This is a genomic window from Phenylobacterium sp. (assembly GCF_030697305.1).
Classification (GTDB): Bacteria; Pseudomonadota; Alphaproteobacteria; order Caulobacterales; family Caulobacteraceae; genus Phenylobacterium.
Window position 1 is genome coordinate 15,346 of record NZ_JAUYQL010000011.1, and the last position, 26,800, is coordinate 42,145.

At 69.5% G+C, this 26,800-nt stretch carries 24 protein-coding genes; 13 read left to right on the top strand and 11 right to left on the bottom strand.

Annotation, left to right across the window (positions count from 1 at the left end):
* Nucleotides 1-25: 25 nt before the first annotated feature.
* A complete protein-coding gene (locus Q8R27_RS01295) occupies nucleotides 26-1,570 on the top strand; it encodes a DUF4118 domain-containing protein (protein ID WP_305697309.1) in 1,545 nt (514 codons plus the stop codon).
* On the top strand, nucleotides 1,567-2,247 hold the full coding sequence (locus Q8R27_RS01300; protein WP_305697310.1) for a response regulator transcription factor: 681 nt from the start codon (nucleotides 1,567-1,569) through the stop codon (nucleotides 2,245-2,247). The genes Q8R27_RS01295 and Q8R27_RS01300 overlap by 4 nt, the downstream gene beginning before the upstream one ends.
* Here the strand turns inward: Q8R27_RS01300 and eda are convergent.
* From eda to pyk, 5 genes are all read right to left on the bottom strand, one after another.
* Nucleotides 2,226-2,861, bottom strand: coding sequence for a bifunctional 4-hydroxy-2-oxoglutarate aldolase/2-dehydro-3-deoxy-phosphogluconate aldolase (gene eda, locus Q8R27_RS01305; protein WP_305697311.1), 636 nt, complete (start codon nucleotides 2,859-2,861; stop codon nucleotides 2,226-2,228). The genes Q8R27_RS01300 and eda overlap by 22 nt on opposite strands.
* Nucleotides 2,858-3,820, bottom strand: coding sequence for a glucokinase (gene glk, locus Q8R27_RS01310; protein WP_305697312.1), 963 nt, complete (start codon nucleotides 3,818-3,820; stop codon nucleotides 2,858-2,860). The genes eda and glk overlap by 4 nt, the downstream gene beginning before the upstream one ends.
* Nucleotides 3,821-3,828: 8 nt before the next feature.
* A complete protein-coding gene (gene edd, locus Q8R27_RS01315; RefSeq protein WP_371134630.1) occupies nucleotides 3,829-5,643 on the bottom strand; it encodes a phosphogluconate dehydratase in 1,815 nt (604 codons plus the stop codon).
* Between the two features lie 2 nt (nucleotides 5,644-5,645).
* Entirely contained in the window at nucleotides 5,646-6,377 is a 732-nt protein-coding gene (gene pgl, locus Q8R27_RS01320) for a 6-phosphogluconolactonase (RefSeq protein WP_305697314.1), read from the bottom strand.
* Between the two features lie 73 nt (nucleotides 6,378-6,450).
* Nucleotides 6,451-7,863, bottom strand: coding sequence for a pyruvate kinase (gene pyk, locus Q8R27_RS01325; protein WP_305697315.1), 1,413 nt, complete (start codon nucleotides 7,861-7,863; stop codon nucleotides 6,451-6,453).
* A gap of 152 nt (nucleotides 7,864-8,015) precedes the next feature.
* Here pyk and Q8R27_RS01330 point away from each other — a divergent pair, with 152 nt between their 5' ends.
* Entirely contained in the window at nucleotides 8,016-9,812 is a 1,797-nt protein-coding gene (locus Q8R27_RS01330) for a glycoside hydrolase family 15 protein (protein WP_305697316.1), read from the top strand.
* On the opposite strand, the gene ccmB is transcribed toward Q8R27_RS01330, so the two are convergent.
* Together ccmB and ccmA are read right to left on the bottom strand one after the other, a co-directional pair.
* A complete protein-coding gene (ccmB, locus tag Q8R27_RS01335; protein WP_305697317.1) occupies nucleotides 9,809-10,474 on the bottom strand; it encodes a heme exporter protein CcmB in 666 nt (221 codons plus the stop codon). The two genes, Q8R27_RS01330 and ccmB, sit on opposite strands and share 4 nt — an antisense overlap.
* A complete protein-coding gene (gene ccmA, locus Q8R27_RS01340; RefSeq protein ID WP_305697318.1) occupies nucleotides 10,471-11,076 on the bottom strand; it encodes a heme ABC exporter ATP-binding protein CcmA in 606 nt (201 codons plus the stop codon). The genes ccmB and ccmA overlap by 4 nt, the downstream gene beginning before the upstream one ends.
* Before the next feature lie 171 nt (nucleotides 11,077-11,247).
* Here ccmA and acnA point away from each other — a divergent pair, with 171 nt between their 5' ends.
* From acnA to Q8R27_RS01355, 3 genes are all read left to right on the top strand, one after another.
* Complete coding sequence (gene acnA / locus Q8R27_RS01345) at nucleotides 11,248-13,941, top strand: aconitate hydratase AcnA (RefSeq protein WP_305697319.1); 2,694 nt, start codon at nucleotides 11,248-11,250, stop codon at nucleotides 13,939-13,941.
* 111 nt (nucleotides 13,942-14,052) lie between these two features.
* Entirely contained in the window at nucleotides 14,053-14,748 is a 696-nt protein-coding gene (locus tag Q8R27_RS01350) for a thioredoxin family protein (RefSeq protein ID WP_305697320.1), read from the top strand.
* A gap of 482 nt (nucleotides 14,749-15,230) precedes the next feature.
* Nucleotides 15,231-15,566 carry a DUF2794 domain-containing protein gene (locus Q8R27_RS01355; RefSeq protein WP_305697321.1) on the top strand — a complete coding sequence of 112 codons (336 nt, stop codon included), beginning with the start codon at nucleotides 15,231-15,233 and terminating at the stop codon, nucleotides 15,564-15,566.
* A gap of 100 nt (nucleotides 15,567-15,666) precedes the next feature.
* On the opposite strand, the gene Q8R27_RS01360 is transcribed toward Q8R27_RS01355, so the two are convergent.
* Nucleotides 15,667-16,416, bottom strand: coding sequence for a Bax inhibitor-1/YccA family protein (locus Q8R27_RS01360; RefSeq protein WP_305697322.1), 750 nt, complete (start codon nucleotides 16,414-16,416; stop codon nucleotides 15,667-15,669).
* Between the two features lie 147 nt (nucleotides 16,417-16,563).
* Here Q8R27_RS01360 and thpR point away from each other — a divergent pair, with 147 nt between their 5' ends.
* Complete coding sequence (gene thpR, locus Q8R27_RS01365) at nucleotides 16,564-17,097, top strand: RNA 2',3'-cyclic phosphodiesterase (protein ID WP_305697323.1); 534 nt, start codon at nucleotides 16,564-16,566, stop codon at nucleotides 17,095-17,097.
* Here thpR and Q8R27_RS01370 read toward each other — a convergent pair.
* Nucleotides 17,094-17,477, bottom strand: coding sequence for a DUF2237 family protein (locus Q8R27_RS01370; RefSeq protein WP_305697324.1), 384 nt, complete (start codon nucleotides 17,475-17,477; stop codon nucleotides 17,094-17,096). The two genes, thpR and Q8R27_RS01370, sit on opposite strands and share 4 nt — an antisense overlap.
* Before the next feature lie 63 nt (nucleotides 17,478-17,540).
* On the opposite strand from Q8R27_RS01370, the gene Q8R27_RS01375 reads away from it, so the two are divergent.
* Both Q8R27_RS01375 and Q8R27_RS01380 read left to right on the top strand, forming a co-directional pair.
* Nucleotides 17,541-18,404, top strand: a complete 864-nt coding sequence (locus tag Q8R27_RS01375; RefSeq protein ID WP_305697331.1) for a CoA ester lyase — start codon at nucleotides 17,541-17,543, stop codon at nucleotides 18,402-18,404.
* Nucleotides 18,405-18,406: 2 nt separating this feature from the next.
* Nucleotides 18,407-19,471, top strand: a complete 1,065-nt coding sequence (locus Q8R27_RS01380) for a hypothetical protein (protein ID WP_305697325.1) — start codon at nucleotides 18,407-18,409, stop codon at nucleotides 19,469-19,471.
* 10 nt (nucleotides 19,472-19,481) lie between these two features.
* Here the strand turns inward: Q8R27_RS01380 and Q8R27_RS01385 are convergent, their stop codons facing one another.
* The gene (locus Q8R27_RS01385; protein ID WP_305697326.1) at nucleotides 19,482-19,919 is read right to left on the bottom strand and encodes an HIT domain-containing protein; all 438 of its coding nucleotides are present in this window, start codon (nucleotides 19,917-19,919) and stop codon (nucleotides 19,482-19,484) included.
* 137 nt (nucleotides 19,920-20,056) lie between these two features.
* Between Q8R27_RS01385 and mdh the strand changes: the two genes are divergently transcribed.
* Nucleotides 20,057-21,019 (top strand): malate dehydrogenase, encoded by a 963-nt coding sequence (mdh, locus tag Q8R27_RS01390; protein ID WP_305598221.1) that lies wholly within the window; start codon nucleotides 20,057-20,059, stop codon nucleotides 21,017-21,019.
* Between the two features lie 119 nt (nucleotides 21,020-21,138).
* On the opposite strand, the gene Q8R27_RS01395 is transcribed toward mdh, so the two are convergent.
* Complete coding sequence (locus tag Q8R27_RS01395) at nucleotides 21,139-21,909, bottom strand: lysozyme inhibitor LprI family protein (protein WP_305697327.1); 771 nt, start codon at nucleotides 21,907-21,909, stop codon at nucleotides 21,139-21,141.
* Nucleotides 21,910-22,107: 198 nt separating this feature from the next.
* On the opposite strand from Q8R27_RS01395, the gene sucC reads away from it, so the two are divergent.
* The 3 genes from sucC to Q8R27_RS01410 form a co-directional block, all read left to right on the top strand.
* Nucleotides 22,108-23,301, top strand: a complete 1,194-nt coding sequence (gene sucC / locus Q8R27_RS01400; RefSeq protein WP_305697328.1) for an ADP-forming succinate--CoA ligase subunit beta — start codon at nucleotides 22,108-22,110, stop codon at nucleotides 23,299-23,301.
* Between the two features lie 50 nt (nucleotides 23,302-23,351).
* Nucleotides 23,352-24,230, top strand: a complete 879-nt coding sequence (gene sucD, locus Q8R27_RS01405; protein ID WP_305697329.1) for a succinate--CoA ligase subunit alpha — start codon at nucleotides 23,352-23,354, stop codon at nucleotides 24,228-24,230.
* 159 nt (nucleotides 24,231-24,389) lie between these two features.
* A partial coding sequence (locus tag Q8R27_RS01410; protein ID WP_305697330.1) for a 2-oxoglutarate dehydrogenase E1 component occupies nucleotides 24,390-26,800 on the top strand: 2,411 nt, incomplete at its 3' end.

A 26,800-nucleotide genomic window follows, 5' to 3' on the forward strand; every position in this document is an offset into this window, starting at 1 on the left:
TTCTGCATCAGGAGGCGAAGTGCATATGCCCGACACCGATGCGTTCCCGGAGACGCCCGCCCGCCCGACGCGTGTCGTTCCGCCTGTCGCCGCCTATGGCCTGAGCGCGGCCATGGTGGCCGCGGCTATCCTCGGCGCGTTGATCGTCGACCAGGTGGCCGGGGCGTCGAACCTGTCGCTGATCTTCGTGCTGCCGGTGGTGGTCGCCGCCGCGGCGTTCGGTTGGGGGCCGGCGCTGTTCGCCGCGGTGGCCGGCATGGCGGCGTTCAACTTCTTCCTGATCGCGCCGCGCGGATCGTTCCGCGTCGACGATCCGGCGAATGTCTGGGCCCTCGGCCTGCTGCTGGTGGTTGCGGCCATCGTCAGTGGGGTCGCCGCTCTGGCCCGCGCCCGCGCCGTGGACGCCTGGCGACGTGCCGATCAGGCCCAGGCGCTGCAGGCCTTCGCCCACGCGCTGGTCGGCGCGCCCGATCGCGCCGCCGTCGCCGAGGCCGCCGCCCAGGCGCTGGCCCGCGCCTTCCGCGCACCCTGCGTGGTGCTGCTGGAACAGGACGGCGTCCTGGCCAGTCAGGCGAGCGCGGGCGGCGCGGTCTTGTCCGACGCTGACCTGGAGGCCGCTGGCTGGGCGCTCGCGGCCCGCCTGCCGTCGCATGCCGGCGCCTATCCGATCGACCGCTCGGCGTTCGACTTCTGGCCCGTGGCCGACCACGGCCGCTGGCGCGCGGTGCTGGGCGTCGGCCGCTCCGGCGCGGCGGCGGATCGCCCGTCTGATCCTCAAGGGTTGATGGAGACGGTGGGCGCTTACCTGTCCGTAGCGCTGGCCCGCGAGGCCTATGCCGCGGAAGTGCTCGACGGCCGGGTCGCCGCCGCCGGTCAGAGACTCAAAGCGGACCTGCTGGCCGCCGTCTCGCACGACCTGAAGACGCCGCTCTCCACCATCCTGATCACCCTGCAGAGCCTGGTGCGGTTCGCCGACGTCCACGACGCGCAGACGCGTGCGGAGCTGTTGCGGCTTGCCATCGTCGAGACCGAGCGGCTGAGCGGCCTGGTCGCCAACCTGCTGGACATGAGCCGGCTGGAGGCCGGCGCCGTGGCGGTCACGCCTTCCGCCGCCCTGCCCGTGACCATCGCCACCGTGGCGCGGCGCCACGCCGCTACGGCGCTCTCGGGCCACACGGTGATCGAAGAGGTGGCGGTCGATGCGCCGGCGCTGCTGGTCGATCCGGCCCTGAGCGAGACCGCGCTGGCCAACATCCTGGAGAACGCCGGCAAGTATGCGCCCCCCGGCTCGCAGGTCCGCATCCGCTTCTTCGCCGAGGACGGGGCGGGCGTGTTCGAGGTCACGGATCAGGGACCGGGATTCCACGGGTCGGCCGAGCCTCTGTTCGAGAAGTTCGCCCGCGGGGTTCAGGGCGACGGCCGAGCGCCGGGCACGGGGCTTGGCCTGTCTATCGCCCGCGGCTTCGCCGAGGCCCAGGGCGGACGGGTCGAAGCCGCCGACCGCGACGACGCGCCCGGCGCCTGCGTACGCCTGATCCTGCCGCTGGCGCCGCATCTGGTCGTGGCGTGAGCGAGGCCTCCGACCCGGCCACCGTGCTGATCGTCGAGGACGACGCCAGTCTCAACGCCGCTCTGTTCCAGACCCTGAAGGCCGCCGGCCATCGCCCCATCGCGGCCCATACCGCCGCCGAGGGCCTGCGCTGGTTCGCCCACTATGCGCCCGATCTGGTGCTGCTGGACCTGGGCCTGCCGGACCGCGACGGCCTGTCGGTGATCCGCGAGATCCGCGCCCGTGGCCAGACGCCGATCGTCGTGCTCTCGGCCCGCGACGCGCAGGCGGTGAAGGTCGAGGCCCTGGACCTGGGCGCCGACGACTATGTCCAGAAACCGTTCGGCGTGGACGAACTGCTGGCCCGCCTGCGAGCCGGCCTGCGCCATGCGGTGCAGCAGCGAGGGTCCGAGCCAGTCGTGCGGGCCGGCGACCTGGAGATCGATTTCGGTCGTCGGGCGGTCACCCGTGCGGGCGAGGCGCTGCAGCTTTCGCCGAAGGAGTACGACCTGCTGGCCGAACTGGCGCTCAATCTGGACAGGCCTGTGGCCCATCGCCAGTTGCTGGCGGCGGTGTGGGGCGATCCGGCTGCGGACATCCAGTACCTGCGCGTCTACATCGCCCAGCTTCGGCGGAAGATCGGCGTCGAACGCCTGATCTCGACGCCGGGGATCGGCTACCGGCTCGCCGCGGCCTGAGCTTTCGCCAGGCCCGCGGCTTCGCGAGCGCGGGCGGTGACGCCGTCCCAGTCGCGGGCGCGAACCGCCTCAACCGAGGCGATCCAGGTGCCGCCGACGCAGGCGACATTGGGCAGCGCCAGATAGTCGGGGGCGTTCTTCATGCTCACCCCGCCGGTCGGGCAGAACCGGGCGTCGGGGAAGGGGCTCTGGAACGCCTTGATCGCGTCCATCCCGCCGGCGACGTTGGCGGGGAATAGCTTGAAGCGCTCGAAGCCCGCGGCGAACCCCGCCATCAGCTCCGTCGCGGTGGCGATCCCCGGCAACAGCGGCGTCGGGCCGTCGGCCTTCTCGCCCTCGATCAGCCCCGGGCTCACCGCGAACCGCGCGCCCGCGTCGGCCACGGCCTGGCGCAGCGCCCGCGTCGTCACCGTGCCGGCGCCCACCACCGCGCCTTCGACCTCGGCGGCCATGCGGCGGATGCAGGCCAGGCCCGCCGGCGTGCGCAGGGTGACTTCCAGCACCGGCAGGCCGCCCGCGACCAGTGCGCGGCCCAGCGGCACGGCGTCGGCCTCGTCCTCGATGATCAGCACCGGAATGACCGGCGCCAGCCGCATGATCTCGTCGATGGTCATATGCGTACGCTCTCCAGCTGCGCCAGTTCACGCGCCGCGCCGACCAGGGCCGGGTAGGGATGCAGGATCAGCGAGGTGGGAATGGCGCTGACGTAGTCCGACAGCCGCCCCTTGTCCTCGAACCGCGCCCGGAACGCGCCGGCCGCCAGTTGCTCCGGCATGCGAGGTGCGATGCCGCCGCTGATGTAGACCCCGCCGCGTGCGCCATAGGTCAGCGCCAGGTCGCCAGCCACAGACCCCATGATCGCGCAGAACCGCTCGAGCGTCGCCAGCGCCAGCCGGTCGCCGGCCTGGGCCATCTCGAACACCTGCTTCTCGTCAGTAGCCTCGCTGTTCACGCCTTCCATGTCGCGCATCGCTACATGCAGGTCGAACAGACCCTGGCCGGACAGCAATCGTTCGTTCGAAACCCGGCCGTGCTTGGCCTTCAGCCTGCGCCAGACTTCGACCTCCAGGTCGTCATAGGGGGAGAAGCCAGCGTGCCCGCCCTCGGTCGCCAGCGCAACGTCGCCCCGTGAGGAGCGCGCCAGGCCGGCGACGCCGAACCCAGTGCCGGCGCCCATCACCACCATCGGGCAACCTTCGGATCCGCGGAGCTTCGGCCCGATCACCCGCAGGTCGTCGACGCCCATGCGCGGGGCGGCGAGCGCCTGGGCGGCGAAGTCGTTGATCAGGCTGACCTCCTCGAACTCGAAGGCCGCCACCAGATCGACCTCCGAAAGCCGCCAGTGCAGGTTGGTGAACTCGATCTCGCCGTCGACCACGGGACCGGCCACCGCGATCGCCGCGCGCGGCGGTCGCTTCCGCCCGGCGGTGGTCTCCAGGTACTCGGCGATGATGTCGGTCAGCGAGGCGTATTCCTTCGCCGGGAAGATGCGTGGAAAGCGGATGTGGCCTTCCTGGTCGACCAGGGCGAAGCGCGCATTGGTGCCGCCCACGTCGCCGACCAGGCCGCGCATCGCGCCCTTCACGCGGCGGCCTCGAACAGAACCGAGGCGCCGGCCTCCGCCGCATCGGCGCTGCGCCGCATCCAGGCGAACATCTCGCGGCCGTAGCCGGGCCCGGACGGCGGCGCGGTTGCGGCCTGCCGGGCGCGAAGCTCCGAGGCCTCCACCTTGATCTCCAGCACGCCGGCGTGGGCGTTCAGAAGGATCATGTCGCCGTCGCGCACATAGGCCAGCGCCCCGCCGTTGGCGGCCTCGGGCGTCACGTGGATCGCCGCCGGCACTTTCCCCGACGCGCCCGACATGCGCCCGTCGGTGACCAGCGCCACCTTGAATCCCTTGTCGAGGAGCACGCCCAAGACAGGTGTCAGGCTGTGCAACTCCGGCATGCCGTTGGCTTTCGGGCCCTGGAACCGCACCACGGCGACGAAGTCGCGGTTCAGCTCGCCGCGCGCGTGCGCCGCCAGCAGAGCCTCTTGATCCTCGAACACAATGGCCGGCGCTTCGATGATCAGGTGCTCGTCCTTCACCGCTGATGTCTTGATCACCGCGCGGCCGAGGCCGCCGGTCAAAAGCCGCATGCCGCCCTCGCTCTGGAACGGGTCGTCGACCGGCCGCAGCAGGTCCTTGTTCAGGCTCACGCTCGTCCCCTCACGCCACACCAGCCGCCCGTCGTCCAGGAACGGCTCGGCCTGATAGCGCCGCAGGCCGTGTCCCGCCACTGTCGAGACGTCGTCGTGCGCCAGACCCGCATCCAGAAGCTGGCGCACCACGAACGCCATGCCGCCGGCCGCATGGAAGGCGTTCACGTCCTCGCTGCCGTTCGGATAGACCTTGGCGATCAGCGGCGTCACACGGCTAAGGTCGTCGAAGTCCTGCCAGTTGATCCGCACGCCCGCCGCTCGCGCCATCGCCACCAGGTGCAAGGTGTGGTTGGTCGACCCGCCGGTGGCCAGCAGACCGGCCATGGCGTTGACGATGCTCTTGGCCCCCACCACCGCCGACATCGGCGTGTAGTCGTTGGTCCCGTGAGCGATCTCCACCGCCCGCTTGGGCGCCGCCGCAGTCAGGGCGTCGCGCAACGGCGTGTTCGGCGTGACGAACGCCGCGCCCGGCAGGTGCAGGCCCATCATCTCCATGATCATCTGGTTGGAATTGGCGGTGCCATAGAAGGTGCAGGTTCCGGGTCCGTGGTAGGACTTCATCTCGGAGTCCAGCAGCTCCTCGCGCGTCGCCTTGCCCTGGGCGTAGAGGCCGCGCACCCGCGCCTTCTCGGCGTTGGAGAGGCCCGAGGTCATCGGCCCCGCCGGCACGAAGATCACCGGCAGGTGCCCGAACGACAGCGCCCCGATGGTCAGGCCGGGCACGATCTTGTCGCAGACCCCCAGCATCAGCGCCGCGTCGAACGCGTCGTGGGTCAGCGCCACCGCCGTCGACATGGCGATCACGTCGCGGGAGAACAGCGACAGCTCCATCCCTGGCCGCCCCTGGGTGACGCCGTCGCACATGGCCGGCACCCCGCCGGCGAACTGCGCTGTCGCGCCCGCCTCATGCGCCGCGGCGCGGATCAGGTCGGGGTAGCGCTCGAACGGCTGGTGGGCCGAGAGCATGTCGTTGTAGGCCGAGACGATCGCCACGTTCGGCGCGTTGGGATCTCGCATCCGGACCTTATCGCTTCCGGGCGAGGCGGCGAAGGCGTGGGCCCAGTTGGCGCATGACAGCTTGCCCCGCGCCCGTCCCTGGGCGATGGCCGCCTCCATGCGCCCCAGGTAGTCGTCGCGCAGGTCGCGGCTGCGCTCGACGATGCGGTTAGTCACCTCTTCGACGACCGGATGCATGATCACGAACCTCGCGCCTGTTTGATGTCGGCCTTCACGTCGCCGGAGCGGCGTTCTTCATGTCTCGGCGACCACAGGATCCGCACCGGCGCCCGGTCCTGAGCCAGCAGCACCGCGACCGGCAGATCGCCGCCCTCGCGCGCCTGCTCGACAACCTGACGCTTCGTCTCGCCCGCGATCAAGAGCAGGACCAGCCGCGCCTGCGACAACGCCGCCAGCGTCAGGCTGATCCGCGCCACAGGCGGTGACCCCAACCCTGCGGGAACGTCCACCACGAGCTGCTCGCTACGCAGATCCAGAGCTTGCGCCAGCCCTGGCATGCCGGGGATCAACGAGGCGATGTGGCCGTCCTCGCCCATGCCCAGCAGCACCGCGTCGAAGGGCGCCAACGCGCGTATCGCCGGCTCCAGCTCCGGCGGCCGGGCGTCGTCGCGCCACAGCGGCAAGAACGCCGAACGGGCCGTTGCGCCGCGCAGCAGCCGCGCGTGCAGCAAGTGCGCGTTGCTGTCTTCGGACTCCCCGGCGACGCAGCGCTCGTCCGACAAGGTCGTCACCACCCGCGCCCAGTCCAGCTTGGCGTCCTGCAGATGGTCGTAGACCGGCCCCGGCGCCCGGCCGCCGGTGGCCACCAGGCTGGCCCGTCCGCGCTGCGCCAGTCCGTCGGCCAGCCGTGTCGCGACGGCGCGCGCGGCGGCCTCACCGACCGCGTCGGCGCTGGTGAAACGTTCGATCATGCCGCAGTAACGCCCGGAACGGCTCGCGGGTCGCGTCCGCCGGCGCCCTGATCGACAGCGGCCGGCGAAACGCTCATTTCAGCGGCGCATGCGCGAACCGCAGGATGTTCGCGGCGCCTGCCGATCCCATCGGCAAGCCAGCCAGGATCAGCACGCGCTGACCCGGCTGCGCGAGCCCCGCCGCCACCGCTTGCTGCACGGCGACGCGGGCGAGCTCCTCCGGGTCGGTCAGCTCGGGCACGACCCGCGTCTCCAGCCCCCAGACCAACGCAAGCCGTCGTGCCGTCGCCAGGTTCGGCGTCAGCGCCAGGATCGGCTGCAGCGGCCGCTCCCGCGACATCCGCAGCGCCGTCTGGCCGCTTGTGGTGAAGGTGACCAGGCAGGCGGTCGAGGCGGCTTCCGCGGCGCGACCCGCCGCTGCCACCAAAGCGTCGGCGTCGGCGTCGTCCACCGGATATTCCGCGCGCATCAGCTCGGGCCAGCGCGCGTCGCGCTCCACCCGGGTGATCACCCGGTCCATCATCGCCACGGCTTCCAGCGGATAGGCGCCCACCGCGCTCTCCGCCGACAGCATCAGGGCGTCGGCGCCCTCATAGACCGCCCCGGCCACGTCGGAGGCCTCGGCTCGCGTCGGCGTCGGCGCGGACACCATGGACTCCAGCATCTGGGTGGCGACGATCACCGGCAGGCCGCGCAGGCGGGCGGCGCGGACCAACGCCTTCTGCACCACCGGCACCTCCTCGGGCGCGAGCTCCACCCCCAGGTCGCCGCGCGCCACCATGATCGCCTGGCAAAGGTCGAGGATTTCGTCGAGCTGCTCCAGCGCCGCCGGCTTCTCGATCTTGGCCAGCACGCCCGCGCGCCCGTCCACCAGCTTGCGCAGTTCGGCCATGTCCGCGGCCCGCTGCACGAACGACAGCGCCACCCAGTCGACGCCGACCCCCAGGGCGAACGCCAGATCCGCGCGGTCCTTGTCGGTCAACGCCGGGATCGGGATCGTCAGGCCTGGCAGGTTGACGCCCTTGTGGTCCGACAGCCGTTCCCCCGCCTCGACCACGGTGTCAGCGAAATCGGCGCCGTGCCTGTTCACCCGCAACCGCACCCGCCCGTCGTCCAGCAGCACCGATGCGCCCTTCTTCAGCGCGGCGAAGATCTCGGGATGCGGAATGCCCACGCGCTTGGCGTCGCCTGGCGCGGCGTCCAGGTCCAGGCGAAGCTTGCCGCCGACCTTGATCGCCGCCTCGCCGCCCTTGAACACGCCCAGCCGGAGCTTCGGACCCTGCAGGTCGGCCAGCACAGCCAGCGGGCGCCCGACCTCGCCCTCGGCCCGGCGGACCTCGGCGATCGTCTCGGCATGGGCGGCGTGCGCGCCGTGACTGAAATTGACCCGGAAAACGTCCGCCCCGGCCCGGGCCAGTTCGGCGACGCGGCCGCTCGAGGCGGGACCGAGGGTGGCTACGATTCGGGCGCGGCGGGGTCGGATCAAGGGCGATCATCCATCTTGTGGCGAGACGCCTGGCCTGCACCTCGCACCCGCGCTGGTCCAGCCCTGCGGATCAAAGCATAGCAAAGGACGTTCACCCCGTGCGGCACGAATGCGGGGGCGAAACCCATTCGACCCCTGCGAAAGGCGCTCGCGTGATCCAGAACCTCGATCTGTTTCCGATCGGAAATTGCGCGGCCAGCGCGCTGATCGACCGCGCCGGGCGATTCGTCTGGTCCTGCGCGCCCCGCGTCGATGGCGACCCCTTCTTCTGCGCCCTGCTGGACGACCGAGATCCCGAGGGATCAAGCGCCCGCGGCCTTTGGGCTGTGGACGTCGAGGACACAGCCGAGATCACTCAAGCCTATCTGCGCAACACGCCGATCGTGCGCACCGAGATCACCGATGCCCGTGGCGCGAAGCTGGAGATCATCGATTTCGCGCCGCGGTATCGCCAGTTCGGCCGGGTCTATCGGCCGCTGGCCTTCATCCGCCTGATCAGGCCGCTGTCGGGCGCGCCGCGTGTGCGCATCCGCATGCGCCCCATGGCCGGCTGGGGCGCGGCGCCGGCCGAGATCACCGTGGGCTCCAACCACCTGCGCTACACCGGCGGCGAGATGACGCTGCGGCTGACCACCGACGCGCCGGTCTCGCACATCGAGATGGAACGGACGTTCCGGCTCGAAGAGCCGATCACCATGTTCCTGGGCCCTGACGAGGGCTTCGACGCCGCGCTGGCGATCACCGCCGAGCGCATGTTGCAGGAGACCGCCGAGTACTGGCGCGGCTGGGTGCGCACGCTCTACGTGCCGCTGGAATGGCAAGAGGCGGTGATCCGCTCGGCGATCACCCTGAAACTCTGCGCCTACGAAGAGACCGGCGCGATCGTCGCCGCCCTGACGACCTCCATCCCCGAACACGCGGAGTCTGGACGCAACTGGGACTACCGCTACTGCTGGCTCCGCGACGCCTACTATGTGGTCCAGGCTCTGAACCGTCTGGGCGCCGCCGACATGCTGGAGAACTATCTCAGCTACCTGCGCAACCTGGTCGATCAGGCGCGGGGCGGCCACGTCCAGCCGGTCTACGGCGTCGGCCTGGAGCCGGCGCTCACCGAGCGCATGGCCCAGCATCTGCCGGGCTACCGCGGCATGGGCCCGGTGCGGATCGGCAACCAGGCGCACGAGCACCTGCAGCACGACGTCTATGGCCAGATTATCCTGTCGACCGTCCAGGCCTTCTTCGACGAACGCCTGTTGCGCCCGGCGACGGCGGACGACTTCCGCGCGCTGGAACCCGTCGGCGAACGCGCCTGGGAGCTGCACGACAAGCCGGACGCCAGCCTCTGGGAATTCCGCGGCCGCGAGGCGGTGCACACCTATTCCGCCGCCATGTGCTGGGCGGCGTGCGACCGGCTGGGCAACGCCGCGGCGAAGCTGGGCCTCGGCGACCGCGCCGACTTCTGGAACGGCCGCGCCGCCAAGGTCCGCGCGGTGATCGAGGAGCGCGCCTGGAGCGAGACCGCCGGGCGCTATTCCGCGACCTTTGGCGGCGACCAGCTCGACGCGAGCCTGCTGCAGCTCGTCGACATCCGCTTCGCCGAGCCGGCCGACCCGCGCATGCGCGCCACCATGGACGCGGTGGAACACGGCCTGCGCCGCGGCCACTACATGCTGCGCTACGCCACCCCCGACGACTTCGGTGAGCCGAAGACCGCTTTCAACATCTGCACCTTCTGGCTGATCGAGGCTCTGCACCTTTCGGGCCGCACCGAGGAGGCGCGGACCTTGTTCGAAGAGATGCTGCAGCGGCGCACCGCCGCCGGCCTGCTGTCGGAGGATATCGCCCTGGACGGCGGCGAGCTGTGGGGCAACTACCCCCAGACCTACTCCCTGGTCGGCCTGATCAACTGCGCCAGCCTGCTGTCCAAGCCCTGGACGTCGGTGCGCTAGGACAACGCGTTGCGGCAGGCCGCGGCCATCGCCAGCGGTCCCAGCGCCACGGCCGCCGCCGCGTAGCCGCCGAGCAGCGCAAACCCTGCCCCCCACGGCAGGCCGCCTGAGAAGGCGTCCATCGCTCCGCCGCCGAAGATCACCGGCGGCGCATACAGCGGCAGCACGATCACCGCGGTCAGCAGGCCGCCGCGCCTTGCTCCCAGGCTCAGCGCCGCGCCGACACCGCCCAGGAAGGCGAACGCCAGCCCGCCCACCAGCGCGCAGGCGAACACCAGCGGCGCCATCGCCGGCGGCGCCCCCAGCGCGATGGCCGCGATCGGCGCCAACAAAGCCAGCGGCGCGCCGGTGGCGATCCACTGCCCCAGGCACTTGATCGCGCAGACCAGCTCCAGCGGCGTCGGTGCCAGCATCAGCAGGTCCAGAGCCCCGTCCTCGTAGTCGCGCTCGAACATCCGCTCCAGCGACAGCAGTGCGGCGAGCGCCAGCGCCACCCACGCCGCGCCGGGCGCGATCGCCGCCAACCGCTCGGCTTCGGGTCCGATCGCCAGCGGCAGCAGGGTCGCGGTCCCGGCGTAGAAGCCCGCCGCCACCAGCGCGCCGCCGCCGCGTCCCCAGGCGAGCGCGATCTCGCGCGCCAGCAGCGCCCCGGCGCGGCTCATGCGCCCAGCTCCAGCTCGCGCGCCGGGATCGGCAGGGGATCGTGGACCGCCGCCAGTATGATGCCGCCGCCGGTCAGGTGCTGGGCCATCACCTCGCCGAAGCGTGCGCGCCACTCTGCGTCGAGCGGGCTCAGCGGCTCGTCCAGCAGCCAGATCGGTCGGGGCGCCGCCAGCAATCTCGCCAGCGCCAGCCTGCGCCGCTGGCCTGCCGAGAGCCGACGCACCTCCAGGTCGAGAAGCCCGGCAAGGCCCATGGCGTCGGCGGCGTGCGCGGCGCTGGTTGCGCCCGTGCCGCACCACAACGACCAGAAGCCCAGTTCCTCGCGCGCCGTGCGGCCGGGCTTCAGCCCGTCCAGGTGCCCGACCAGGTGGATCATCTCGGCGCGCGCCTGCGCCGGCTCCACCGCGCCGAAGCCGATGCGGCCTTCCTCCACAGCAACCAATCCCGCCACCGCACGCAGCAGACTGGTTTTGCCGGCCCCGTTACGCCCGGTCAGGGTGGCGGCCTCGCCGGGCGCAAGTTTAAGCTCCACCTGCTCGAACAACAGGCGTCCGCCACGCCGAAGCGACAGCTTCTCCAGGCTCAGGCCAAGCTGGCTCAAAAGCCGCGGCCCGTTGAATGGACGCGCCCTACTGAGAGGTCTATGAAGCGGCCGGCCGTCACCGCCTCGCAGGGCGAACGCCGCGCATGAGCGAACGCTGTGTGTCCGCTTTTAGCGCGCGGCGCCCTCGACGATGGGTGAGCGGTCGAAAGCAGAGGGAGATTCCTACAGATGGCGTCGATTGACAGCCTGCAGACCCGCCGTGAACTCACGGTGGGCGACAAGACCTATGTCTACTACAGCTTGCGCGCGGCGGAAGCCGCTGGCCTCGCCGGTGTTTCGACCCTGCCGGTGTCGATGAAGGTTCTGCTCGAGAACCTGCTGCGCAACGAAGACGGCATGTCCGTCGGCCCGGACGACCTCAGGGCGCTGGCCGCCTGGGTCGAGAACCGCGGCGCGGTGCAGCACGAGATCAGCTTCCGCCCGGCGCGCGTGCTGATGCAGGACTTCACCGGCGTGCCGGCGGTGGTCGACCTGGCCGCCATGCGCGACGCCATGACCCACCTGGGCGCCGACCCGGAGAAGATCAACCCGCTGAACCCGGTCGACCTGGTCATCGACCACTCGGTGATGGTCGACTTCTTCGGCACCGCCAAGGCTTTCGGCGGCAACGTCGAGCGCGAATACGAGCGCAACATTGAGCGCTACCGCTTCCTCCGCTGGGGCTCCTCGGCGTTCAACAACTTCCGCGTGGTGCCCCCCGGCACCGGCATCTGCCACCAGGTGAACCTCGAGTACCTCGCCCAGACCGTGTGGACCGGTGACGAATCGGGTGCGACGCTGGCCTATCCCGACACCGTCGTCGGCACCGACAGCCACACCACCATGATCAACGGCCTGTCCGTGCTGGGCTGGGGCGTCGGCGGCATCGAGGCCGAGGCGGCCATGCTGGGCCAGCCGATCCCGATGCTGATCCCCGAGGTGATCGGCTTCCGCCTGGTCGGCGCCCTGCCGGAAGGCGCCACCGCCACCGACCTGGTGCTCACCGTAACCCAGATGCTCCGCAAGAAGGGCGTGGTCGGCAAGTTCGTCGAATTCTACGGCCCGGGCCTGGCGCACCTGACCCTGGAAGACCAGGCGACGATCGCCAACATGGCCCCGGAATACGGCGCGACCTGCGGCTTCTTCCCGGTCACCCGTCAGACCATCGACTATCTCACCGCCACCAACCGCGACGCCGAGCGCGTCGCGCTGGTCGAGGCCTACGCCCGCGAGCAGGGCATGTGGCACGAGCCGGGCGACGCGGACCCGGTGTTCACCGACGCGCTGGAACTGGACCTGGCTTCGGTGCTGCCCTCGTTGGCCGGCCCCAAGCGCCCGCAGGACCGCGTGGTCACCTCCGAGGCCGCCCAGGAGTTCAAGCTGGCGCTGTCGCGAGAGTTCGGCAAGCCGGAGACCGGCTCAGCCCGCGTCGCCGTCGAAGGCGAGACCTATGACGTCGGCCACGGCGACGTGGTGATCGCCGCGATCACGTCGTGCACCAACACCTCCAACCCCAGCGTGCTGATCGCCGCCGGCCTGGTCGCCAAGAAGGCGGTCGAGAAGGGCCTGACCGTGAAGCCGTGGGTGAAGACCTCGCTCGCCCCCGGCACCCTGGTGGTCACCGACTATCTGAAGAGCGCGGGCCTGACCAAGTCGCTAGACGCCCTGGGCTTCAACCTGGTCGGCTACGGCTGCACCACCTGCATCGGCAACTCCGGCCCGCTGCCGGAACCGATCTCCGACGCCGTGCAGAAGGGTGACCTGGTCGCCGTCAGCGTGCTGTCCGGCAATCGCAACTTCGAAGGCCGGGTGAACCCGGACGTGCGCGCCAACTACCTGGCCTCGCCGCCGCTGGTGGTGGCCTACGCCCTGGCCGGCTCGATGCAGATCGACCTGACCACCGAGCCGCTCGGCGAAGGCAAGGACGGCAAGCCCGTCTACCTGCGCGACATCTGGCCGACCAGCGAAGAGGTGGCGGCCCTCCAGCGCAAGCACGTCACCGGCAAGATGTTCGCCGCCCGCTACGGCGATGTGTTCAAGGGCGACAAGAGCTGGCAGGCGATCAAGGTCGCCGGCGGCCAGACCTACGCCTGGGAGATGGGTTCCACCTACGTTCAGAACCCGCCTTATTTCCAGGACATGAAGATGGAGCCTGAACCGGTCACCGACATCATCGAGGGCCGCATCCTGGGCGTGTTCGGCGATTCCATCACCACCGATCACATCAGCCCCGCCGGCTCGATCAAGTTGACCTCGCCGGCCGGGGTCTACCTCAGGGACCACCAGGTGCCGCAGTCGGAGTTCAACTCCTATGGCGCGCGTCGCGGCAACCACGAGGTGATGATGCGCGGCACCTTCGCCAACATCCGCATCCGCAACAAGATCGTGCCCGAGATCGAGGGCGGCATGACCAAGCACTTCCCCTCCGGCGAAGTGATGTCGATCTACGACGCGGCCATGCGCTACCAGAGCGAAGGCCGCCCGCAGGTGGTGTTCGCCGGCAAGGAATACGGCACTGGCTCGTCCCGCGACTGGGCGGCCAAGGGCACCAAGCTGCTGGGCGTGCGCGCGGTGATCGCCGAGAGCTTCGAGCGCATCCACCGCTCGAACCTGGTCGGCATGGGCGTACTGCCGCTGCAGTTCCTGCAGGAAGGCTGGCACAAGCTCAACCTGACTGGCGAGGAGATCGTCAGCATCCGTGGCCTGACCGAGCTCGCGCCGCGCAAGCAGCTGATTATCGAGCTCTACCGCCCGTCGACCGGCTACATCGCCCGTATCCCGGTCCGCTGCCGGATCGATACGCCTACCGAGCTTGAGTACTTCAAGAACGGCGGCGTGCTGAACTACGTGCTGCGCAACCTCGCCCGCGACGCCGCGGCCTAGAGCGAACAACCCGCGCGCCCGGACCGCTTCGCGCGGTCCGGGCGGCGTTTTCCGCACGGTCACACCTTGTTGAAACGCAGAGCCTCCGCAACTCCGGTTAAGTGCCGCGCAATGCGAAGGGCCGCGATTTTCCTGCTTCTGCTCGGGGTCTCCCCGGCCGCGGCCTGGGCCAGACCGCCTGTGGTGGTCGAGCTCTACACCGCCCAGGGCTGCGCCTCCTGCGCGGCGGCGAACGCCTATGTGGGCAAGCTCGCCGAAAAGCCGGGCGTCCTGCCGCTCACCTTCTCCGTCGACTACTGGGACTACCTGGGCTGGCCGGACAGCTTCGCGCGGCCGGAGTTCGCCCTGCGCCAGCAGGCCTATGTGAAGAGGCTGGACCTGCGCGAGCCCTATACGCCCCAGGTGGTGATCGACGGCCGCGTCCAGGCTGGCGGCCAGCAGACCGAGCGCATCGACAAGCTGCTGCGCGAGGCGGCGTCCGCCCCGCTGCATTCACCGGATATGCGCTTCATCGGTCGCGCCCGCGTCGACGTGGGCCAGGGGCGTGCGCCGCGCGGCGGCGGCGAAGTCTGGCTGATCCGCTACGACCGCCGCGAACAGGACGTCGAGGTCACCAAGGGCGACAGCCGCGGCCAGACGGTTCCGCATCGCAATGTCGTGCGCCAGGCCGTGCGCCTGGGCGCCTGGCGCGGCCGGCCCACGGCCTACCGCCTGCCCAAGTCGCCGCAGAAGGACCTCGCCAGCGTCGTGCTGTTGCAGGCCGGCGAAGGCGGCGCGATCCTGGGCGTGCTCGAAGCGAAGCCGTAAAGGCCAGCGCCAATCTCTCCGAACGTCATCCTCGGGAGAAGCCTGAGGATGACGTCAGTGAAAATGAAGACCTAGCCGAGGGGCTTCGGGGCGCCGCGACATGTGTGGATGCGGCCGAACTCACACCCCAGACAAAACGAAACCCGCGCAGCTGGAGAACTGCGCGGGCTGAACGTTTGGATGACACACTTTGGGGATCGCTTGGGAAGGCGGACCTTTGGGAAGGTAAACTGGAGTGCGGATCCTTTGGCGGGGCTCGTTCGAATAAGGCGTCGGCTGATCGAAGCCCGCGATCCAGGGGGGCGGGGGGGGCTGTTCAGGATCCGGGACCAACAGGGTTCCGACCAACCGACCATCGCAACATCGGGACCTAACCGGGCGCGGACTGGACCGAAATAAGGTCATTTCGCGGCGGCCGATTTTGGCGCTTGCGGCTTGAGGGGCTCGCCAGGAAGCGAGCTTTGGCGTTAGGCTGCCTGCCGATGGCAACCGATGCTTCCCCCGCGGCCCCCCGCCAGGCGATCGTCTTTTTCCAGCGCCGCGAGCTGGAGCGCCTGCTTTCCCTGTACGGCCGCATGGTGGCGGCCGGCGAATGGCGCGACTACGGCATCGCCGGTTTGCCGGAGGTGGCGGTGTTCTCGGTGTTTCGCAGGTCCGCGGAGGCGCCGCTCTACCGCTTCGAGATGCGACCCTCGCTAGCCCGCCGCCAGGGCGCCTGGGCCCTCGTCGGCCAGGGCGGCATGATCCTGCGCCGCGGACACGAGCTGGAGCAGATCCTGCGCTTCTTCGATCGCGATCGTTTCCGCGTCATCGACTGACGTCACGCCGCATACGCCGCAAACAAAAACCCCGGCGGTCGCCCGCCGGGGTCTGCGAAGTCTGAAGTCTCGACCTTTGGGTGTCGAGGGCGCGCGCCTTTTAGCGGCGGCTGCCGAACAGGCTCATCAGGAATTGGAACAGGTTGATGAAGTTCAGGTACAGGTTCAGCGCGCCGTAGTTGGTCGCCACGCTCATCCGCGCCTGGTCGCCGCCCAGGTCATAGTAGGTCATCTTCAGGCGCTGGGTGTCGTAGGCGATCAGGCCCGCGAAGATCAGCACGCCGGCGACGTTGATGATGAAGGCCATCGGGCCGTTGTGCAGGAACATGTTGACGATCGAGGCGCCGATCAGCCCGATCAGGCCGATCATCAGGAAGCTGCCGAAACCGGTCAGGTCCTTCTTGGTGGTGTAGCCCACCAGGCTCAGCGCGCCGAACGCGATCGCGGTGATCAGGAAGGTAGAGGCCACCGAGGCGCCGGTGTAAGCCAGCAGCCAGACGCCGAGGCCAGCGCCGATCGCCGAAACCACCGTCCAGTAGATCGCCCCCGAAGCCGCGGGGCTCGGGTTCTTCATGAACATAGCGCCGATCAGTATGACGAGGGGCGCGAAGCGAATGACGGTGCCCAGAGTCGTGAAGCCCGCCAGGCGTCCCTCGGGCGTGAGAACATAAAGCATCTGCCGGACCGGCTCGAAGTCGGCGGTGAGCCAGGCCAGGGCGGCGGAGAGCACGAGGCCCAGCGCCACCTTGTTGTAGACGCCGAGCATGAAGCTGCGCAGGCCTGCGTCCACCGACATGTCGGCGCGATCCGCTGGGATCGTGCGCGCGTAGCCGCGGTTGAGGTCGCTCATTTGAGGCATTGCCCTTGATAAAGACGTCCCCGATTGGACGCTCTCTCAATATCGTGAGCGTAGAGGTTATGCGCAAGTCCGTATGGCATGACGACTACGTCATTCCGGACGTTGCAAAACGGACACGAATTCACGAGTTTGACTCCGATGCTTCGACTGTTCTCTGCGCTCGCCGTGCCGCCCGAGGTCGGGGAACGCCTGGTCCAGGCCCAGAGCGGGCTCGAGCGCGCGCGCTGGCGGCCGCTCGAGAGTCTGCACGTCACATTGCGGTTCTACGGCGACGTGCGCGAGGACGCGGCCCGCGACCTGGACGCCGAGCTGGCGCTGGCCGGCGCGGGGCCGGTGGGTGTCGCGTTGAGCGGCGTCGGCGCGTTCGGAGAGGGTCGCGATATCCACGCGGTGTGGGCCGCGGTCATCGAAACCGAGCCGCTGCGCCGGCTGGCCGAGCGCTGCGAGCGCGCCGCTCGCCGCGCCGGACTGCAGCCGGAGCGCCGCGTCTGGCGCCCTCACGTGACGCTGGCCTATCTCAACCGCCCTGATCCGGATGCGGTCGCCCGCTGGATCCAGGCCAACAACCTGCTCAGCGTCGAAGCCTTCGCGCTGGACCGCTTCGGCCTCTATTCCAGCCACCGCACCGCCGAGGGCTCGGTCTACCGCCAGGAAGCCGAGTATCCGCTCTAAGCCTTGACCGCGTAGTCCTTCAGGACGCCCAGCGTGACGATCGCCAAGGTCTCCTCGTGGGTCGCATCCAGCACCAGCATCGGTGCGGCCCCGGCGTCCAGGGCCTCCTTCCAGCGCGGCGCGCACAGGCACCAGCGATCGCCCGGCTTCAGCCCCTCGAAACCCAGCTCGGGCCGCGGCGTCGACAGGTCATTGCCCACCGACTTGGAGTATTCCAGGAACGGCGCCGTCATCACCGCGCAGACCGTGTGGATGCCGGTGTCGTGCGGTCCCGTCTCGCAGCAGCCGTTCCGGAAGAAGCCGGTCAACGGCTGCATCGAGCAACTCGCCAGCTCCCCGCCCAGCACGTTGCGGGCGTCTTCATCGTATCGAGTGGTCATGGCGCCATCCTAAGCGATAAGACGCCGAATACAGCAACCGTCAGTACGTCTCAGGAGGCCGTCATCCCCGCCGCCGCTCGTCCCCGCCGCAGCGTCCTCTACATGCCCGCCTCCAATGCGCGCGCCGTGGACAAGGCCCGCACCCTGCCGTGCGACGTGGTCATCCTCGACCTGGAGGACGCCGTCGCGCCCGACGCCAAGGCCGAGGCCCGCATGCTTGCGTTGGAGGCGATCCGCGCCGGGGGCTTCGGCTCGCGAGAGGTGGTCCTGCGGGTTAACGGCCTGGAGACGCCCTGGGGCCGCGACGACCTGGCCGCTGCGCGCGGCGCCGGCGCAGACGCCGTGCTGGTCCCCAAGGTCGCCTCCGCCGCCGACGTCGCGGCCTACGGCGCAGCCGCGCCCGGCGTGCGGCTGTGGGCGATGATCGAGACCTGCGCTGCGCTATTCGCCCTCGACGCCATCGGCTCCGTCGCTCGTGAGCATCGCTTCGATGTCTGGGTCGCTGGGACCAACGACCTCGCCAAGGAGCTGCGCTGCCGCCAGGACGTGGAGCGCGCGTCCCTGCTGGCGCCGCTGTCGCTGATCGTCGCCGCCGCTCGCGCCCATGGCCTGGCCGTGCTGGATGGCGTGTTCAATGGCCTGGAAGACGACGCCGGCCTGGCGCGCCAGTGCGAGCAGGGGGCCGCCTTCGGCTTCGACGGCAAGACGCTGATCCATCCCCGCCAGATCGACGCCGCCAACCGCGCCTTCGCCCCGTCCGCCGACGACGTCGCCTGGGCGCGCACGGTGGTCGCCGCCTTCGACTCGCCCGAGAATGTGGCCAAGGGCGTACTGCGCATCGACGGGCGGATGGTCGAGCGCTTGCATCTGGAAGAAGCGCGGCGTCAGATCGCCGTGTCGGAGGCGATCGCCGCCAACGGGGCATGACCTTGCTGCGCACCTACTCGAGCCGCCTTGGCGCGGCGCTGCTGCTCTGCGCCGCCGCGGCGGCGATTGTTCCCGGACGCGCGGACGCGCAGGCCCAGGATCCGATCTCCGACCTGTTGGACGCGCCCCAGGCCACGGCGCCGACGGCGTCGCCGCCGGAGGCCGCCGCGCCGATCGCGGTCGCGCCGCCGCCGTCTTCACCAACACCGACCACATCGGCTCCCGCCGCCGGACCGGCTGAGATGGACGAGGATGAAGCCGAGTCCCTGCCGCCTGGCGACCCCATCGCCGACCTCGCAGCGACCCCCGCAGAGGCGCCGGTTCCGGCCCCGCCGACCGGTCCCGTGACGCTGCCGCCGCAGAGCTTCCCCGAAACCACCGCCACTCCGACCGCAGCCAGCCAGCCGGCCGCCGCCCCGGCGCCGATCATCACCGCGCCAGCCCAGGTCGAGGCTCAGCCGCCCGCCGCGCCTGTCGCCGTCTCGCCAGCGGTCGCGCCTGTCGCCATCTCGCCAACGGTCGCGCCTGCTCAAGAAGCGACCGCAGCACCGCCGCCGCCCCTGCAGTACGCTCGCCCGCCACAGGTCCCCGCCAGCGCCCCTGTCGCCGCGCCGCCGCCGGCGCCTTACCGCCGCGCTGTGACCAGCCCGGTCCACGTGGACGAGGTCGGCCGCTCGCCCGAGGCGCCGCCGAACCAGCGCGACCTCACCTACGAACAGCGCCTGCGCGCCTCGTTCGCCTCGGCTCAGGGGATGCAGGGACCGCTTGACGGCGCTTGGACGCTCGCCGCCGAACCCGGCGGCGACCTCTATTCGATGGAGCTGGTCGATCGGAACGGCCGGCCGCTGGAAGGCGCCTGGCGCGACCTGAAGCGGATCGGCGCGATCGGTGGATCGGGTTTCCTGGAGGATATCCAGCGCAACGGCTCGCTGCTCACCCTGCGTTTCCGTCCCCGCGTTGGCGCCGAAGCCGCCGTCGCCACGCTCTCACCCGGCGTCGACGGCCGCTGGTCCGGCGAGCTTCTCGACGCTGCCGGTCCCCGCCGCGTCACCCTGCGCCGCAACTAGGGGCGGGCTTCTACAACCCGAGGGCCGCCGCCGCGGCGGCCGTCGCCTCACGCAAGGCCGCCGCCGCGTAAGGCTGAGCCGTCCCGACGCCCCACACCGGCCCTGGCCAGGTCGCGTCGTCCGCTCGCCGCCCCACCACATGCACGTGCAGTTGCGCCGTCACATTGCCCAGCGCGCCGACGTTCAGCTTCTCCACGGGCCGTCGGGCGGCCTCGCCCAGCGCCCGCACCGCCCGGCCGGCGGCGAGGATCTCTTCCATCAGCAGGCTTCGGTCGCCAGCGTCGAGGTCCTCGAGCTCGCGCGCGCCCAGCCGGCGCGGGATCAGCACCACCCAGGGATATCGCGCGTCGTCCTGCAGTCGCGCGTGGCAGAGCCCAAGTTCTCCCAGGGCTCGCGAGCCCGCCTCGAATGCGGGATCGGCGGCCCATCCTTGCGGCAAGAGGGTCATCGCGCGCATCCTTCCGTCAGTTCGATCGCCGACAAGCGAGGCTTCGCCTTGCCCGCGCGGCAAGTCGGGTCTAGACCGCGCCGCGACTTTTTCACCGCCACTCGGCCCACCCACCCCATTCCTCGGAGACCTTATCCATGGCTCGCGCGAAGATCGCCCTTATCGGCGCCGGCATGATCGGCGGCACCCTGGCCCACATCTGTGCGCGCGAGGAGCTGGGCGACGTGATCCTGTTCGACATCGCCGAGGGCCTGCCCCAGGGCAAGAGCCTGGACATCGCCCAGGCGACCACGGTGATCGGCTCCGACGTCTCGCTGAAGGGCGTCAACGACTATGCCGGCATCGCCGGCGCGGACGTCTGCATCGTCACCGCCGGCGTGCCGCGCAAGGCGGGCATGAGCCGCGACGACCTGCTGGGCATCAACCTGAAGGTCATGAAGGCGGTCGGCGACGGCATCAAGGCGCACGCCCCAAACGCCTTCGTCATCTGCATCACCAACCCGCTGGACGCCATGGTCTGGGCGCTGCGCGAGTTCTCGGGCCTGCCGCACAACAAGGTGGTTGGCATGGCGGGCGTGCTCGACTCCGCGCGTTTCGGCCTGTTCCTGGCCGAAAAGCTCGGCGTGTCGGTCCAGGACGTGCACGCCTGGACCCTGGGCGGCCACGGCGACGACATGGTGCCGATGACCCGCTACTCCACCGTCGGCGGCCTGCCGCTGAACGTCCTCGTCGAACAGGGCGCGCTCAGCCAGGGCGACCTGGACGCCATCGTCCAGCGCACCCGTGGCGGCGGCGGCGAGATCGTCGCCCTGCTGAAGACCGGCTCGGCCTTCTACGCCCCGGCCGAAAGCGCCGTGGCCATGGCGACGTCGTACCTGAAGGACAAGAAGCGCGTCCTCCCCGTCGCCGCCCACCTCGACGGGCAGTACGGCCTGAAGGACATCTACGTGGGCGTGCCCGCGGTGATCGGCGCCGGCGGCGTCGAGCGCGTCATCGAGTTCCCGCTGGACGCCGGCGAGAAGGACATGTTCGCCAAGTCCGTCGCCTCCGTGCAGGGCCTCCTGGCCGCCTGCAAGGACATCGACAAGACCCTGGCCTAGGCGCTCCACCGCTTAGCACCCCAACTCGGCTCGCCCCGGCGAAAGCCGGGGCGCAGTTGATCGCGATTTGCGCCCCGACAGCCCGCTTGGGTCCCGACTTTCGTCGGGATGCGCGGGTGTCAGCGCCCATCGTCGGCCAGGCTCTCCAGTTCGCGGATGCGCTGGTCGTAGACGTCGGCGACGGCGGCGGCGGAATAGCGCGCCGCGTCCTCACGGATCGACAGCCAGTCGTTCTGTTCGTCATCCAACTCGCCGGCCGGCACGCCGATCGCGATCGCCCGCTGGTAGGCGCGGGCCATCCGCCGGTCGGCCGCTGACAGTCTGCGGTCTCCACACACCATCCGTTCGGCGACGGTGACCGCGCCTCGGCATGCCTCGCCAGGGGCTGACGGCGCCGCAGCCTCGGTGGGCTGGGGTTCGTCATAGGTCGGCGCCTGCGGCGTGATCGGGCCAAGCGACTGCCTGGCCTCGGCGAGGGCGGCCGAGGCCATGTCTGGCGGCAGCACCTCCAGCGGGCCGTCCGACTGTGGCGCTGGCGCGAGAGGGGCGGGCGCCGCGGGGTTGACCAGGATGCGCACCTTGCCGTCCGGGCCGGTGGCGGCCGCGGTCGCCAATGTCGGGGTCATCGGTTTGGGCGTCTTCAGCAGGTCCGGTCGCGCCCAGAGACCCAGGCCGACGCCCAGCGCCAGGGCGATGGCCAGGCCCACGGCCAGCAGGATCGCCGGCTTCGGGCGACTGGCTGGCGCCTCGACGGTGTTGGTCGTGCGCATCGGCCCCACACCTTGGCCCAGACCTTGGCCCAGGCTCTGGCCAGGACCTTGGCCAAGGCTATGGCCTGCGTCGCGGTCGCTGGTCATCGGCGAAGGCTCCTGCGGCCGTTCGGGGGTCATCTGCCAAATTCCTTGGCCGGTGCGCGGTTGCAGCCTGCAAAGTGCATCATCACGAGCGAACCTGAACTCGGCCTGAACCGTGCGCCAGATAGCGGGCGAAACCACCGCCGTGCCGGTTGCGCCAGTCCTGTACGGCGCCTATAACGCCGGCCACTCGCCGCCCGGGCGGGAGGCTCAAGCCAGCGCGTCTGCGACCTCATGAACATACACGAACACCAAGCCAAAGCCGTACTCGCCGAGTTCGGCGTCGCCGTCCCGCGCGGACAGGCCGCGTTCACCGTCGACGAGGCGGTCAAGGCCGCCGAATCCCTGGGCGGGCCGGTGTGGGTGGTGAAGTCGCAGATCCACGCGGGCGGTCGCGGCAAGGGGCGGTTCGAAGGCCTTGGCGCGGACGCCAAGGGCGGGGTCCGCGTCGTCAAGTCGGTCGACGAGGTGAAGTCGAACGCCGCCGAAATGCTCGGCCGCGTGCTGGTCACGCACCAGACCGGGCCCAAGGGCAAGCAGGTAAACCGCATCTACATCGAAGAAGGCGCCGCGATCGCCAAGGAGTTCTATCTCTCCCTGCTGGTCGACCGGGAGACCAGCCGCGTGTCGGTGGTCGCCTCCACCGAAGGCGGCATGGACATCGAGGAGGTCGCCCACTCGACGCCCGAGAAGATCATCACCTTCTCCATCGACCCGGTGACCGGCGTGTGGCCGCACCACGGCCTGCTGCTCAGCAAGGCCCTGTGCCTGAAGGGCGACCTGGCGAAACAGGCCGCCAAACTGCTCGGCCAGCTCTACGCGGCGTTCGTCGCCAAAGACATGAGCATGCTGGAGGTGAACCCGCTGATCGTCACCGCGGACGACCAGCTTCGCGTGCTGGACGCCAAGGTGTCGTTCGATAGCAACGCCCTGTTCCGCCACCCCGACATCGTCAAGCTGCGCGACGAGAGCGAGGAGGACTCGAAGGAGATCGAGGCGTCCAAGTACGACCTGTCCTACATCGCCCTCGACGGCGAGATCGGCTGCATGGTCAACGGCGCCGGACTGGCCATGGCCACCATGGACATCATCAAGCTCTACGGCGCCGAGCCCGCCAACTTCCTCGACGTCGGCGGCGGCGCGACCAAGGAAAAGGTCGTCGCGGCCTTCAAGATCATCACCACCGATCCCAACGTGAAGGGCATCCTGGTCAACATCTTCGGCGGCATCATGCGCTGCGACATCATCGCCGAAGGCGTCGTCGAGGCGGTACGCGAGATCGGCCTGAAGGTGCCTCTGGTGGTCCGCCTCGAGGGCACGAACGTCGAGCTCGGCAAGAAGATCATCAACGAAAGCGGCCTCGACGTGATCGCCGCCAACGACCTGTCCGATGGCGCCGAGAAGATTGTCGCGGCCGTACGAAAATGACCACGCCTGCCGCCTGCGCTGAGCGTCCCTCCGAAACGAGCCCGAGCTGAATGTCCATCCTGATCGACAAGAACACGAAGGTCATCTGCCAGGGGATCACCGGCAGCCAGGGCACCTTCCACTCCGAACAGGCCATCGCCTACGGGACCAAGATGGTCGGCGGCGTGACACCCGGCAAAGGCGGGACCACGCATATCGGCCTGCCGGTGTTCGACACCGTCGGCGAAGCGGTGCGACAGACCGGGGCTGACGCCTCGGTGATCTATGTGCCGCCGCCCTTCGCCGCCGACTCGATCCTTGAGGCGATCGACGCCGAGGTGGCGTGGATCATCTTCATCACGGAACGCATCCCGGTGGCCGACATGGTCAAGGTGAAGCGCGCGCTGTCCGGGTCCAAGTCGAGGCTGATCGGCCCCAACTGCCCGGGCGTGTTGACGCCCGACCAGTGCAAGATCGGCATCATGCCTGGAAACATCTTCCGCAAAGGCTCGGTGGGCGTTGTCTCGCGCTCCGGGACGCTTACCTATGAAGCTGTGTTCCAGACGACCCAGGTGGGTCTCGGCCAGACAACGGCGGTCGGCATCGGCGGAGATCCGGTCAAGGGCACGGAGTTTATCGATGTGCTGCAGATGTTCCTTGACGACCCGGAGACGGAATCGATCATCATGATCGGTGAAATCGGCGGTTCCGCAGAGGAAGACGCCGCCGCGTTCATTAAAAGTTCAGCAACCAAGAAGCCTATGGTCGGCTTCATTGCTGGACGCACTGCGCCGCCTGGACGGCGCATGGGTCACGCAGGTGCGATTATCTCGGGCGGCAAGGGTGGCGCTGAGGACAAGATCGCTGCGATGGAAGCCGCGGGCATCCGCGTTTCACCGTCGCCGGCGAAGCTTGGCGAGACCCTTCTTGAGGTGCTGAAGGGGGCTTGAGGTTCGCCGCACGGCGACCTTGGCATTTGAGGGGACGTTTCTGAGCCTGCGCGGCCTCCGCCAGGGTCCAGGGAAGCTCCCGGAAATTTAGCGTTAGGGCGATCCGCGCTCGGCTCCTTTCCCAGAAGCTCCGCGGCGCGATCCCCGGGAGCGGATGGCATGGCGGACGACGCAGGTATTATCAACGAGGTGCTCGCCGAGACCTCGTTCCTCTACGGCGGGAACGCCGCCTTCGTGGAGGACCTCTACGCCAAGTGGGCGCTCGACCCCAATTCGGTCGAGCCGTCGTGGCGGGCGTTCTTCGCGTCCCTGCAAGACCGCGCAGACGAGGTGAAGGCCGCCGCTGAGCGTCCGGCCTGGGCCAAGGCCCTGTCGCCGTCGCCGCGTCCGGAATGGCTGTCGGCCATCGACGGCCTGTGGCCCGCGGTCGAAGCCAAGGTCCAGACCAAGATCGCCGACCGCGAGCCCGCCGCCGACACCGACACGGTGCGCGCCGCCACCCTCGATTCCCTGCGTGCGATCATGATGATCCGCGCCTACCGCATGCGTGGCCACCTGCGCGCCAACCTTGACCCGCTGGGCCTCGCCGTGCCTCCGGGCGACGCCAGCGAGCTCGACCCAGCCAGCTACGGATTCAGTGAGAGCGACTTCGACCGGCCGATCTTCCTCGACTACGTGCTGGGCCTGGAGACTTCGACGATCCGCGAGATCCTCGAGATCCTGCGCCGCACCTACTGCGGCGATGTCGGCGTGCAGTACATGCACATCTCCGACCCGGCCCAGAAGTCCTGGCTGCAGGAGCGCATCGAGGGTCGCGACAAGGAGATCGTCTTCACCAAGGAGGGCAAGATCGCCATCCTCAAGAAGCTGATCGAGACCGAGGGCTTCGAACGCTTCCTCCACCGCCGCTTCCCCGGCACCAAGCGCTTCGGCCTGGACGGCGGCGAGGCGCTGGTGCCCGCCATGGAGCAGGTGATCAAGCGCGGCGGCGCGCTGGGTGTCGAGGACATCGTCATCGGCATGCCGCACCGCGGCCGCCTGAACGTGCTGGCCGCCGTGATGGGCAAGCCCTACCAGGTGATCTTCCACGAGTTCCAGGGCGGCACCAGCCTGCCCTCCGACGTCGAGGGCTCGGGCGACGTCAAGTATCACCTGGGCGCCTCGTCGGACCGCGAGTTCGACGGCAACACCGTCCACCTGTCGCTGACCGCCAACCCGTCGCACCTGGAGATCGTCAACCCGGTGGTGCTGGGCAAGGCTCGCGCCAAGCAGGCGTTCAAGCTGCGCGCCAAGGCCGACGCCGGCCGCGGCCACGTGCTGCCGCTGCTGTTGCATGGCGACGCGGCCTTCGCCGGCCAGGGCGTGGTCGCCGAATGCTTCACCCTGTCAGGCCTGCGCGGTTACGGCACGGGCGGGGCGCTGCACTTCATCGTCAACAACCAGATCGGCTTCACCACCAGCCCGAAGAACAGCCGCTCCTCGCCCTATCCGTCGGATGTGGCGCTGATGGTCGAGGCGCCGATCTTCCACGTCAACGGCGACGACCCCGAAGCCGTTGTGTTCGCCTCGAAGATCGCCGTCGAGTTCCGCCAGCAGTTCGGCAAGGACGTGGTCATCGACATGTTCTGCTACCGCCGGTTCGGCCACAACGAGGGCGACGATCCGACGATGACGCAGCCCTTGATGTACGCGAAGATCAAGGACCACCCGTCGACGCGCGAGATCTACTCCCGCCGCCTGATCGCCGAAGGCGTGGTCAGCCAGCCGGAAGTCGACCTGATGCTTTCCGACTTCGACGCCTTCCTCGACGGCGAGATGGATAGCGGCAAGGCCTACAAGGCGAACAAGGCCGACTGGCTGGACGGCAAGTGGGCGGGCCTCAACCCCACGGGCGGCGAAGAGCTGCGTCGCGAAACTGGCGTGCCGCACCAGAAGCTGCTCGACCTCGGCCTGAAGATGACCTCGATCCCCGAGCGGGTGAGCGTTCACAAGACGGTTCAGCGGGTGATCGACGGCCGCCACGCCGCCATCAAGGCCGAAGAGGGCATCGACTGGTCGACCGCCGAGTCGCTGGCCTTCGCGAGCCTCCTCGACCAGGGTTATCCCGTACGTCTGTCCGGCCAGGACAGCGTGCGCGGCACCTTCACCCAGCGCCATGCGGGCGTCGTCGACCAGACCAGCGAGGAGACCTACTTCCCGCTGCGCAACCTGACCGACACCCAGGCCCATTTCGAGGTGCTGGATTCCGCGCTGTCGGAAGAGGCGGTGCTGGGCTTCGAGTACGGCTTCTCGCTGGCCGACCCCAACACCCTGACGCTCTGGGAAGCCCAGTTCGGCGACTTCACCAACGGCGCCCAGGTGGTCATCGACCAGTTCATCTCCTCCGCTGAACGCAAGTGGCTGCGGATGAGCGGCCTGGTGATGCTGCTGCCGCACGGCTACGAGGGCCAGGGTCCGGAGCACTCCTCCGCCCGTCTCGAACGCTTCCTGCAGCTCTGCGCCGAGGACAACCTCCAGGTCGCCTACTGCTCGACGCCGGCCAACTACTTCCACATCCTGCGCCGTCAGCT

Bases quoted from the DNA above. Each gene is read 5' to 3' on its own strand.
- Q8R27_RS01295 (WP_305697309.1), top strand. From the start codon at position 26: ATGCCCGACACCGATGCGTTCCCGGAGACGCCCGCCCGCCCGACGCGT.
- eda (WP_305697311.1), bottom strand. From the start codon at position 2,861: ATGACCATCGACGAGATCATGCGGCTGGCGCCGGTCATTCCGGTGCTG.
- glk (WP_305697312.1), bottom strand. From the start codon at position 3,820: ATGCGCGGCCTGGTCGGCGACGTGGGCGGCACCAATGCGCGCTTCGCC.
- edd (WP_371134630.1), bottom strand. From the start codon at position 5,643: ATGCATCCGGTCGTCGAAGAGGTGACTAACCGCATCGTCGAGCGCAGC.
- pgl (WP_305697314.1), bottom strand. From the start codon at position 6,377: ATGATCGAACGTTTCACCAGCGCCGACGCGGTCGGTGAGGCCGCCGCG.
- ccmB (WP_305697317.1), bottom strand. From the start codon at position 10,474: ATGAGCCGCGCCGGGGCGCTGCTGGCGCGCGAGATCGCGCTCGCCTGG.
- acnA (WP_305697319.1), top strand. From the start codon at position 11,248: ATGGCGTCGATTGACAGCCTGCAGACCCGCCGTGAACTCACGGTGGGC.
- Q8R27_RS01350 (WP_305697320.1), top strand. From the start codon at position 14,053: ATGCGAAGGGCCGCGATTTTCCTGCTTCTGCTCGGGGTCTCCCCGGCC.
- Q8R27_RS01355 (WP_305697321.1), top strand. From the start codon at position 15,231: ATGGCAACCGATGCTTCCCCCGCGGCCCCCCGCCAGGCGATCGTCTTT.
- Q8R27_RS01360 (WP_305697322.1), bottom strand. From the start codon at position 16,416: ATGAGCGACCTCAACCGCGGCTACGCGCGCACGATCCCAGCGGATCGC.
- thpR (WP_305697323.1), top strand. From the start codon at position 16,564: ATGCTTCGACTGTTCTCTGCGCTCGCCGTGCCGCCCGAGGTCGGGGAA.
- Q8R27_RS01370 (WP_305697324.1), bottom strand. From the start codon at position 17,477: ATGACCACTCGATACGATGAAGACGCCCGCAACGTGCTGGGCGGGGAG.
- Q8R27_RS01385 (WP_305697326.1), bottom strand. From the start codon at position 19,919: ATGACCCTCTTGCCGCAAGGATGGGCCGCCGATCCCGCATTCGAGGCG.
- mdh (WP_305598221.1), top strand. From the start codon at position 20,057: ATGGCTCGCGCGAAGATCGCCCTTATCGGCGCCGGCATGATCGGCGGC.
- Q8R27_RS01395 (WP_305697327.1), bottom strand. From the start codon at position 21,909: ATGACCCCCGAACGGCCGCAGGAGCCTTCGCCGATGACCAGCGACCGC.
- sucC (WP_305697328.1), top strand. From the start codon at position 22,108: ATGAACATACACGAACACCAAGCCAAAGCCGTACTCGCCGAGTTCGGC.
- sucD (WP_305697329.1), top strand. From the start codon at position 23,352: ATGTCCATCCTGATCGACAAGAACACGAAGGTCATCTGCCAGGGGATC.